Source organism: Hymenobacter frigidus, from assembly GCF_014640435.1.
Taxonomy (GTDB): domain Bacteria; phylum Bacteroidota; class Bacteroidia; order Cytophagales; family Hymenobacteraceae; genus Hymenobacter; species Hymenobacter frigidus.
Map to the genome: position 1 here is coordinate 1 of NZ_BMGY01000074.1, position 10,473 is coordinate 10,473.

9 protein-coding genes and 3 pseudogenes are annotated in these 10,473 nt (G+C 61.6%); 7 read left to right on the plus strand and 5 right to left on the minus strand.

Annotation, left to right across the window (positions count from 1 at the left end; all coding sequences use genetic code 11):
• Positions 1-110 (plus strand): annotated as a pseudogene (locus IEW17_RS20030) (transposase); the annotation flags it as partial.
• Between the two features lie 318 nt (positions 111-428).
• Here IEW17_RS20030 and IEW17_RS20035 read toward each other — a convergent pair.
• Complete coding sequence (locus IEW17_RS20035) at positions 429-992, minus strand: recombinase family protein (RefSeq protein WP_188563842.1); 564 nt, start codon at positions 990-992, stop codon at positions 429-431.
• Positions 993-1,165: 173 nt separating this feature from the next.
• Between IEW17_RS20035 and IEW17_RS20040 the strand changes: the two genes are divergently transcribed.
• Positions 1,166-1,480: a hypothetical protein gene (locus IEW17_RS20040; RefSeq protein WP_188563843.1), complete on the plus strand. Its 315-nt coding sequence runs from the start codon at positions 1,166-1,168 to the stop codon at positions 1,478-1,480.
• 451 nt (positions 1,481-1,931) lie between these two features.
• Here IEW17_RS20040 and IEW17_RS20045 read toward each other — a convergent pair whose 3' ends face one another.
• Positions 1,932-3,026, minus strand: coding sequence for an SMP-30/gluconolactonase/LRE family protein (locus IEW17_RS20045; protein WP_188563844.1), 1,095 nt, complete (start codon positions 3,024-3,026; stop codon positions 1,932-1,934).
• A 182-nt stretch (positions 3,027-3,208) separates the two neighbouring features.
• Between IEW17_RS20045 and IEW17_RS20050 the strand changes: the two genes are divergently transcribed.
• Positions 3,209-4,219 (plus strand): SMP-30/gluconolactonase/LRE family protein, encoded by a 1,011-nt coding sequence (locus tag IEW17_RS20050; RefSeq protein WP_188563845.1) that lies wholly within the window; start codon positions 3,209-3,211, stop codon positions 4,217-4,219.
• Positions 4,220-4,651: 432 nt separating this feature from the next.
• Here IEW17_RS20050 and IEW17_RS21545 read toward each other — a convergent pair whose 3' ends face one another.
• Together IEW17_RS21545 and IEW17_RS20055 are read right to left on the minus strand one after the other, a co-directional pair.
• Positions 4,652-5,095, minus strand: coding sequence for an Ig-like domain-containing domain (locus tag IEW17_RS21545; protein ID WP_373286178.1), 444 nt, complete (start codon positions 5,093-5,095; stop codon positions 4,652-4,654).
• 237 nt (positions 5,096-5,332) lie between these two features.
• Positions 5,333-5,518 (minus strand): annotated as a pseudogene (locus IEW17_RS20055) (IPT/TIG domain-containing protein); the annotation flags it as partial.
• Positions 5,519-5,739: 221 nt separating this feature from the next.
• Between IEW17_RS20055 and IEW17_RS20060 the strand changes: the two are divergent.
• Together IEW17_RS20060 and IEW17_RS20065 are read left to right on the plus strand one after the other, a co-directional pair.
• Positions 5,740-5,928, plus strand: a complete 189-nt coding sequence (locus IEW17_RS20060) for a hypothetical protein (RefSeq protein ID WP_188563847.1) — start codon at positions 5,740-5,742, stop codon at positions 5,926-5,928.
• 215 nt (positions 5,929-6,143) lie between these two features.
• Positions 6,144-7,139, plus strand: coding sequence for an SDR family oxidoreductase (locus IEW17_RS20065; RefSeq protein WP_188563848.1), 996 nt, complete (start codon positions 6,144-6,146; stop codon positions 7,137-7,139).
• Positions 7,140-7,626: 487 nt separating this feature from the next.
• Here IEW17_RS20065 and IEW17_RS21610 read toward each other — a convergent pair.
• A pseudogene (locus IEW17_RS21610) lies at positions 7,627-8,595 on the minus strand (transposase); the annotation flags it as partial.
• An 88-nt stretch (positions 8,596-8,683) separates the two neighbouring features.
• Between IEW17_RS21610 and IEW17_RS20075 the strand changes: the two are divergent.
• A complete protein-coding gene (locus IEW17_RS20075; RefSeq protein WP_188563850.1) occupies positions 8,684-9,397 on the plus strand; it encodes an alpha/beta fold hydrolase in 714 nt (237 codons plus the stop codon).
• Positions 9,394-10,209: an MIP/aquaporin family protein gene (locus IEW17_RS20080; RefSeq protein ID WP_188563851.1), complete on the plus strand. Its 816-nt coding sequence runs from the start codon at positions 9,394-9,396 to the stop codon at positions 10,207-10,209. Before IEW17_RS20075 ends, IEW17_RS20080 begins: the two co-directional genes overlap by 4 nt.
• Positions 10,210-10,473: the final 264 nt, after the last annotated feature.

Below are 10,473 nucleotides of genomic sequence, written 5' to 3' on the forward strand. Positions count from 1 at the left end.
ATACGGGGCGCGGCTGCTGTACCTGCCTCCGTATTCCCCCGATTTTAACCCGATTGAATTGGCCTTCAGCAAACTTAAGACCTGGCTGCGCAAGGCCCAGGCCCGCACCCGTGACGTGCTCGCTTATCCATTCGCACGGCGGCCGAATGGATAAGCGAGCACGAGGCCAAAAACTGGTTTGACCATTGCGGCTATCATGTACACTGAATTGGAAACTGCTCTAAGGAGTCTTTTACTATCCTGATACAGGCTCATGGCCTACTGGAACTGTCCAAAGTAACCCTAGAAAAGAGCGGGGATTGTCATGTTAAACGGGCTCTATCGCCCCATAATAGAAGAATCTTATTCCACTCCTTTCCTTCATTGACCTAAATTAATAGGTCGTGTCTGAACATAGGATAATGTGCGTTCTTTGACAGTCTAAACCTCTAATTTTCAGTTACTTTTTGTCGATAACGCTTCACACTAGCGCGGCTGATACCCGTCAGGGTGACAATTTCGGCCACTGACAAGCCCTTGGCCAGCGCTTTGGCCACCTTGGCCACCTTCTCGGCATCGCGCCCCGCCGGCCGGCCCAAGTGCTTACCCTGTTGCTTGGCCAAGGCGATGCCCGCCAGGCTCTTCTGCCGGTTGTTCTCGCGCTCGTACTGGTTGAAGGACGAAAACACGCCAATAATCATCTTGCCGGCCGGCGTGCGCGAGTCGATGCCCAGGTCGAGGGCGCGGAAGTGCACCCCGCGCCGGTTGAACTCCTCCACCAGTTGAATCGTGTGCACCGTGTTGCGCCCTAACCGAGCCAACCGATTCACCACCACCGTATCGCCCTCGCGCACGGCAGTCAGTAGCTCGTCGAGCGCGTGGCTACGAGTACGGGTGCCCGATACCTTCTCCTGAAAGATGCGGGTGCACCCGGCGCGGGTTAGGTCTTTCAGCTGCGTATCAAGGTTCTGGTCGGCGGCCGAAACGCGGGCATAGCCATAGGTGTGTTGCATGGGCTCAGAAAGTATAGCTCACAAATATACTTTTCAGAACCTACTTCTTGACCCGCAAAAACAGGCTAAATCGGCGCTTTTTAGGATGCGACAGAAAGGTGCACCTTTCTGGCCCCGCCGAGGCAACACCAGCGGGCGGCGGTACGCCCACCGAGTGGCCGCCCGTTTAACCTTTGTACCAAACTTTTAACCAAGGCCATTACTGCGCCAAATGTGGCAGCGGACAAATTCGGCGCAACGACAGCAAAAACGGGCAGCCTAAATACCAGTATACGGCCTGCCGCTACCAGGGCTTATTCGTGTCAGCGGCGGTGCGCACAGCGGCGCAGTACGCGCAGGTTGATGTCCTGCCAGTGAAGCGCAATTCGCAACGCAGCATTGCCCGCGCCACCGGCGTGGCCCGGATGACTAGCGCCAAACGGGTAAAAAAAAACGGCGGCTCCCTCGCCAACCCTGCTGCGGCTACGGCCAAAAAAGGCCCAGCGTAAACGGTGGGAAGCGCTGGAATTGGATGGGACATGGACGTTCATGGGCCGTAAAAGCGGAAAGGTTGGGTGTGGCTGGTTGTCGAGCGGGCTAGCCGCCGCATTGTGGGCTGAATACTGGGCAGATGGGGCGAAGCCCCGCTACGGCGCTTATGGGCCGCGCTACCGCAGCGGTATCGCCGCCACTGCTGGTACTTCACTGGCCTCTGGAAAGCCTACGCCAAGGGGCTGCCACGCTGGCAGCACCGACCCGACCCGGTCCGAAGGGCGAAGGGCAAACGAGCATTGTCGAAGCCCTCAATTGTTCGCTGCGCCAGCGCTGTGGCGTACTCGTGCGCAAATCCTGTTCCTTCAGCAAATCGTTAGCGATGCACGCGGCCCGAATCAAGTTTATCATTGATAAACATCCCCTCCCCCTAAAACAGACCACCGCCCTTTTTTATTACCCTGACGGTTAATTAATCGGCAGCTTTAGCCGGTATAAGCGAAAAGGATAATCCACTTTGCTTTCGCCGCCGTTCCACTTGGGGGCACGGTTTATTTGGGTAGCGGTGAGGTAGAGGTAGCCATCGGGGCCCAGCGCGAAGGTATCGGGCCAACTCAGACGCGGGTCCGTGGTTACCAGCTCGAAGCGGCCGGCGGGCGTAACGCGCCGGATGGCGTAGTTGGGTGAGTCGGAAAGGTAAACGTTGCCGGCCGCGTCGGTCAGCATCCCGTGGCTCACGCCGGTTTCGCCCACCACTTCGACGTGGCTAGCCAGCTCGACGGGCGACAAGGCAGGGTTGGCCAGGTACTCGGCTTCGATGCGGTAGAGCTTGGTTTGATTGATGGCTCGGTAGTAGAAGTACTTGAAATCGTGGGTGAGGGCAATGCCGTTCACATTGCTGCTAAAGGGTTTATTCGTTTTGTCTCTCACTTCTTTGCCATCGAGCCGCAGCACGAAGCCCGGCTCGGTGGCAGTCGATTCGGCACCTTGCAGCACGAGGCGGCTTTTACCGGTGCGCAGGTCGAGCACCACCAGGGCGGCCAGCACGGGGTCGGAGAGGTAGGCCAGCTGTCGGCGCGTGTCTATGCGCACGTCATTGAGGGCCGTGCGCTCGCGGGGCAGGTCTTCGAAGCGATAGATTCGCTCTATTTTATTAGTAGTCAGGTTTATACGCAGAAGTTTAATGCCGGCGATGACTGGGGTTTGGTCGTCGGGGTTGCTGGGGTCGAGTACCCACAGGTTGTCGTCGGCATCGACCACGGCGGCCTGCACGTTCACGAAGCGGGTGGCGGCCTGGGTCGAGTCCCACTGGTTCCACAGCGCGTTGGGGTAAGGGATGCGCTGGCCCTTCACCAGCTCCACGAGGCCGTAGTTGTACTCGTAATCCCTGTCGTTTTTCTTTTTCGGAAAGGTTAGAAAGATGCGGCCCGCGTGCGACACACCCACGCCAATGGGCTGGTGGCGACCCAGTTGTGCTACTTCCTCCAGCGGTATTCCGAGGCCTTGCGCCTGGGCGATAACCGGGAGTGTGGCGGCGGAGCACAGAAATAAATGGGCCAGCATGGTTGGCACGCGGGGGGTAGGGATGCCGCGTACCCTCCATACGGGTAGCTTTTGCCCAGGGTTAGCGAGCGGGTACTGGCAGCTGGGCTTCCCCCACGCCAGCGCAACCTTGTGGCGCATGCGGCGGTAGAACCACGCAGTTTTACGGGGCTTCGGCCTGTTTCCTAGTTGCCCGCCTGACCATGCGCGCCGTCTTCTACCCTTTTTTGACTTTGCTGGCCCTGCCAACCGGTTCAGTGGCGGCCCAAGTGCCGCCGCCCCTCACCACCGGCCGCATTGTGCGCCACCGCCCGGCCCTCGACCAGCTGGTGGCACCCGGCGCGCAGCTCGAAGTTATTTCCTCGGGTCATACCCATGCCGAAGGCCCGCTGTGGGTGCCCGACAGCAGCATGCTCCTGTTTTCGGACACGCCCAGCCGCACCATCTACCGCTGGCGGCCGGCCGATGGCAAGCGCAGCAAGTTCCTGGAATACAGCGGCTACACCGGCCGGATGCCGTATGGCAAGGAGCCCGGCAGCAACGGCCTGGCCCTCGATGGGCGCGGCAACCTGCTGCTGTGCGAGCAGGGCGACCGCCGCCTGGCCAGCCTGCCCCTCGGCCAGCAAAGCGGCAAGCGTACCGTGGCCGATAATTTTCAGGGCAAGCGCTTTAACAGCCCCAACGACGTGATTGTGGCCCCCGACGGAGCATTTTACTTTTCCGACCCGCCCTTCGGCCTGCCCAAATCAGGGCCGGCCAGCCTGCGCGAATTGCCCTACACCGGCGTGTTTCGCCGCGCCCCCGACGGCGGGCTCACCGCCGAAATTACCGACGTACCCTTTGCCAACGGCCTGGCCCTGAGTCCCAACGGCCGCACGTTCTACGTGTCGAACGCCGACTCGCTGCGGCCGCTCATTCTGGCCTACAAGGTGGGCAAAAACGGTAAGCTGACCAAGCCTCGGCTATTTTTCGATATGACGGCCCTGCCCCGCCCCCGCTTCAAGGAAGTGCCCGATGGCCTAAAGGTGGACCGGGCGGGCAACGTGTACGCAGCGGGCTTCGGCGGTCTGCTCATCCTCTCGCCGCAGGGCCAGCTGCTGGGCACCATCGACCCCGGCGAGCCCGTATCGAACTGCGCCTGGGGCGATGACGGGCACTCGCTCTATATCATGGCTTCTAGCCTGGTGCTGCGGCTTAAAATGCTGGCGCGGTGAGTAGTGGGTAATGAAAGAACGTCATGCTTCCTGTCGGAACGCCAGATGAGCATGACGTTCTTTCATTACCCACTACCCACTACCCATTACCCACTACCCATTAGGACTTCCGCACCAAATTTTGTACAGCTGCTTCCAATGCTTGTAAACGCAGGTGAGGCGTTGGAAACTTCACAAATCTACTGCTGCCAAAGTACCTCCAGACTCTGGAAACACAGCTGCAAGTTTTGGTGCGGAAGCCCTAATTACCCATTGATTCGCGCGGCTTCTGCACGAGGTAGTAGTAGGCCAGAATGCCTAAGCCAATGCCAGACGGGACGATGGCCAGGTGCTTACCAACCGGTGAGCGTGCCGATGCGTACCGTGTTGAAGCCGAAGAAATCGCTCAGCATCCAGCAGGAGTTAGCCGAAATCCAGAAGACAATAAACAGGTTATGAGCTAGTTCTGATTTGAAGTTGCGGGCGCGCCAGGCAATAACGAGCGCAATGCCCGGCGTCGGCTGCCGCCACGCTGTCGGGGACGCTGCCTACACCTACATCAGAGCCGCCGCCGAACGCGCCGGTCGCGAACTGGAAAATGCGAGGCGGGGCTGGATTTTTGTTGTTACTGGTTTGCACAGCAGTGGTGATGGCGGATATCACCGTCTCACCGGGTTTGAAGGCCGTGCTGGGAGTAAAGGTGAGCGTGTTATTGCTAACGAAGAGCGAGCCCATCCATTTGCCCCTGGCCTGCTGGCTAAACATTTTTACCGCTCCGGCTGGCTTTGTGGCATCTGGGGCAGCATCAGAGGTAGCCGATACCGATGTAGGGAGGGGCACGACCAGTGCGTTCGTTGCTGGTGCTAGCGTGGTAGGGTCTAGGAGTAGGGGTAGCACAAGAGTAGGAACAGAAAGTATCGGTAGGGAAAACCAAGACAGGCGGGTGTCTCAAAATACGTGCGTTTAAACGCTGTCAAGGCAGTTTTTGAGAAAAGCAGGTTCTGAGCAGGCTGGTGTGTAGTTTTTGTTCACCTCACGTATCAACGGTTCAATCCAGCCTGAATGATTGACTTGGTGAGACAAATCAGCCCGTTTTTGGTGGTCAAGTGGGCTTAGCGTTGTTTTCCGTTCCTACTAGCGTGCGACCCCCGTAGTAATCGTCACGTTGCCCGTGGTGGTCCCTGGGGGCACGGTTACCGTTGCCGTCGTGGCGGTGCGCACGCTGAACGTGGTGGCCGCCGTGCCGTTGAAGCGCCCGCCCGTGGCCCCGCTAAGGTTGGTGCCGGTGAGGGTCACGCGGGTGCCCACCAAGCCGCTGGTCGGGCTGAGGCGGCGTCAGACGCTGCGGTACGCCGCAGTGGGCAGCACGTTGCCGCTGCGGCCTCCACCAAAGCAGCCTTCGCTCGGGGCCGGTTGGAACAAGCTCAACGCTGCGAACCCCGCCGCTCCGAGTTCGTACATCCTGCCAAGGCTTAGCCTCTTTTCTCGTTGCCAGACGCAGTAACGCCCTTTTTTACTGCCTTCTTCTTACCCCTTGACCCATGGAAATCCTTCCGACCAAAGCATACGGGGCCACCGGCTCCGTTTTCAACGGCCTCAAGCCGGTGACCGTCGAGCGCACCCCGCTCGACAACCAGGAAGTGGCCATGCACCGCCGCTCCTTCACCGGCTCCATTATCGGCGGCATCGCCGGGACGCGAGACGCGATAGGTACTGGAATTCTGCGCTGAGCCCCGCATCCTGCCCGGGGTCGAAAGGATTAAGATGCAGGGCATCAACGACGCCTTCGACAAAAGGAACGGTAAAGAAGCGTGCTTCCGCTACGTCGTCGACACGGTCTTCCTGAAAGACGCGCAATAGTAGTCTGGGCGAGCCTGCTACATCCTGCTGCTGCGGCCGCGCTGGGCAATTAACTCACCTACGCAAACAATCATTTCATCAACCCATGAAAAAAGAAAACAACCTCAGCCGTCGCGAGGTCCTCAGCGGCCTGGGCGCCGGCTTGGCCATGGCGGCCGTCTCGCCCCTATCTGCGGTAGCCGCCGCGGCGCCGGTAGCGGACAAACTGGTCGACCCCACCACCAAGTACCCCAAGCCCCCGTTCAAGGGGCAGTCGCAGCCGTGGCCGGGCCTGGTCAGTCAAATGGACCCGCGCCCCGACCACGGCGAGACCTCCTACAAAGGCTCGGGCCGGCTGGCGGGGCGCAAAGCCCTGATTACCGGGGGCGACTCGGGCATGGGCCGCGCGGCGGCCATCGCCTACGCCCGCGAAGGGGCCGACGTGGCCATCAACTACCTGCCGGCCGAGGAAGCCGACGCCAGGGAAGTCATTGCCCTCATCAAGAAAGAAGGACGCAAAGGCATTGCCATTCCCGGTGATTTGCGCGACGAGGCGTTTTGCAAGCAACTGGTCGAAGAAGCGGTGCGCCAGCTCGGGGGGCTGGACATTTTGGTCAACAACGCGGCGCGGCAGCAAGCCAACGCCTCCCTGCTCGATATCACCAGCGAGCAGTTCGACTGGACGATGAAAACCAACATTTACGCCCCCTTCTGGCTCACCAAAGCGGCGCTGCCCCACCTGAAGCCGGGCGCGGCCATCATCAGCACCACCTCGGAACAGGCCTACGACCCCTCGGCCGATTTGCACGACTACGCCATGACCAAGGCGGCAAACATGAGCTACGTCAAGTCGCTGGCCAAGCAGCTGGGCCCGAAGGGCATCCGGGTGAATGGCGTGGCGCCTGGCCCCATCTGGACGCCCTTGCAGGTGAGCGGCGGCGCCGTCCAGGAGAAGCTGAAGCAGTTCGGCGGCGACACCCCCTTGGGCCGGCCCGGGCAACCGGTCGAGCTGGCCTCCATCTACGTGCAGCTGGCCGCCAGCGACGCCAGCTACGCCACCGGCCAGGTCTACGGGGCCGCGGGCGGGAGTGGCCAGCCGTAACGTGAAGCGTTGCCCCGCGCGCGGCCGGTGGCCGGCCTTGACTCGGTTCCTTATCCGGGGTTGCGTTAGTAATTGGACCAAGCATTACGTTAAGTGAATAATAAGCTGATTTACAGCAGCCTTTAACCCTTTTTAGCTTGCTCCCATAGCTGTTTGCAGGGGGGTAACAGGTTCGCCTAGCCTTACTTTGCGCACAAGGCAGGGTATCTGAAAAGGAGGGATTTCGGGTATAAGCTACTTACCGCCGCTCGCGCGCTGTCAGCCCGGTAAAACGTGGTGCCTGAAACCCGTAACGGTAATCAATGTACCCACTGGGTCCCTTTTTCAGCTTTCCGGTACCCTGACCGACCCGTTCATGCCAGTTAAAGCGACCGGCCACTGCTGAACGCTTGCCTCGTTCCAACTGAGTTGCTCGCCCGGGAAGTCGAAGGCTGATTTACCCTGTTTCGCGCCTTACCGTAATTCTTAGTCCAATTATTAACTGATGTTACGCACGGAGTAGGGCGAGTTGCTGGTACATGGCTTTCAGGCCGACGGTATAGAGCTGGGCTTTGAGGCGAAAATGGCCGATGCCGCACTTGAGCTTGAGCACCTCCAGTTTGGTGTAGGCCAGCACGGCGGCAAAGAAATGGGTGGCCTGCGTGGCCAGGGTCTTGGTGGGCGCCTTTCACATGGACGCATTCTGTTTGAGCGACTTGTGGTACTCTTCCACTTTCCACCGTCTCTGGTAAATCGTGGTCAATCGGGCCTGGTCCAGGTCGGTGTCGCTGCTGACCAGATACAACACGCCTTAGCTACCGTCTTGATTAATAAAGATTTGTTTACTGACGAGCACCGCCTCTTGAACGGACCGCAAATAGACGCGCACGGGCTGCGTAGCGGGAAACACCAGCGACTGCACGGATTGGAACCGGCCTTGCGCACGGTCGGCCGCGCTCAAGGCCACGGTGCGGCTGCTTTCGAGGGCAAAAACAAAGCGGTGGCCCAGGGCTTACACCAGGGTCATGTTCTCGGCTGAGGCGTACCAGGAGCCGGCCAGCAGGTAGCGGTAGGCCACCTGTTGTTGGGGCCACCCCGGTAGGGCCATGCGCAGCATTTGCTGTAGGTACCTGTTCTTGGTGAACGGACTCTGGTAGCTGGTTTGCTGGGTCTTGGGCTGGTAAACGGGCACCGTTTTGCGCACCAGCTCGACGGCGATGGGCAGGGCCAGTTCGCCGGCCTGGTAGCGCAGGCTGACAAAGTTGAGGCCCTTGACGTAGCGCTGCTGACTGTGGTTCCAATGGGTGCAAATCAGCTCGTTGGCGTTGGTATGCGCCTTTTCCAGCACCGAATCGTCGACGATGAGCACGGCGAACCCGCCGGCCGGCTGCCGGGCTTCGGCCGGGCGAATCAGGGGCTTGGCCTGCCGCCAGACCTCGGCCGGGCCGTAGGTGGTCTGGCTCAGCCAGCGCGTGACCCAACGAATGCGTAACATCAGCTCATAAGCTGCTAAACGGGCTAAGATGACTAACGACTGCGTAACATCAGGAATTCATTTCCCGCTCATGCCTCCCACTGTTCTCGCGCTGCACTACTGGTCCGGCGCCGGCCGCGCGTTCGACGCCGTGCGGGCCCTGCTGCCGGCCGGCACCTCCCTCTGCGGCCCCGACCTGCCCGGCTTCGGCCGGCAACCCGCCCCGCCGAACTTCGACTACTCGATGAGCGCCTACGCCGACTGGGTGGCCGATTACGCGCAGGACCATGCCCCCGGCGATTTCGTCCTGCTTGGCCACAGCATGGGCGGCAAAATTGCCCTGGCGCTGGCGGCCCGGCGCCCGGCCGGCCTGCGGGGGGTGGTGCTGCTCGCGCCCTCGCCGCCGGCCGGCGAGCCGATGACGGACGAAGACCGCGCCGCCGCCCTGGCCGCCTACGGCCACCCGGAAGCGGCCGAAAAAACCTTCCAAAAAATCACCGCGCTTCCCCTCACGGCTACCCAGCGCCAGCAGGTCGTGGCCGATAACCTGCGCAGCACCCGCGCGGCCTGGGACGCCTGGCTCCGGGCCGGCGCCCGCGAGGACATTGCCGGGTTGCTGGTGGGGCTGGCCGTGCCATGCCAGCTGCTGGTGGGCGCGCAGGACCGCTCCATTGCTCCGGCCACCCAGCAGCGGCTCACCTTGCCGCACCTGCCCGCCGGCACCCGCTGCACCGTAGTGCCCGGCGCCGGCCACTTGCTACCCCTCGAAGCGCCCGCGGCGGTGGCGGCGGCCCTGCTGCGATGAGGACGGCGGCCGATGCGCTCCAAACCGCCCCGCTGCCCGGCCGGCCGGGGCGGGCGCTGCTGGCCGCGCTGCGCAGCCACTGGCGCCATTATGTGGCCGAAGCAGCCGGGCTGGCGTTTTTCATCGCCTGCGCCAGCGTGTTCACGGTGCTGCTCGAACACCCGGCTTCGCCGGTGCACCAGGCGCTGGCGGGGCACGAAGTGGGGCGGCGCGCCGTGCTGGGCGTGGGCATGGGCTTCGTGATTGTGGCCATTGTCTATAGCCCCTGGGGCAAGCAGTCGGGGGCCCATATCAACCCGGCCGTGACGTTGGCCTTTTGGTGCCTGGGCAAACTGCGCGGGGCCGATGCGCTCTGGTACGGGGTGGCCCAGGTGCTGGGCGGCCTGGCCGGCGCCGGCTGGTGCAAGCAGGTGCTGGGGCGCTACTACGCCCACACCAGTGTGCACCACATCACGACCCGGCCGGGCCCGGACGGGGCCGGCGTGGCATTCGGTGCCGAGCTGCTGATTTCCTTCGTTTCGATGGCCGTGCTGCTGGGCGCCCTGCACCACGCACGGCTCGAAAAAGTGGCCGGGTGGCTCATCGGCGGCCTCATCGCGCTCTACATTCTGGTCGAGACGCCCTACTCCGGCATGAGCCTCAACCCCGCCCGCTCGCTGGCCTCGGCCGTGGCGGCGCAGGACTTCCGGGCCTTGTGGGTGTACCTGGTGGCGCCGCCGCTGGGCATGGGGCTGGCCGCGGTGCTGTGCCGTGGCTGGCGCCGCGGGCGGGCAGGCGGGGCCGAGCCGCCGCACTACCCAGCGCCGGGGTAAAAGGGTTTTTAGGGTAGGAGGGATTGTAAGTTTATGAGGGTAAGTGCTAGGCCACATTTATTTCTACCTTCTGGTTTGGGTATCTTTGGGGATGCAGAAGCGCTTTATCACCTTGACAGCCGACGAGCGGTCCACCTTGTCGGCTGGTCGCCAGCACCACCGGCAGTAGCAGTTCCGCGACCGCTGCCAAGGCTTGCTTTTAAGTAGCCACGCATAAGTAACGGTGAATAATTGCGTGGTATTTTTGGCCTATGTTAGCTCCTT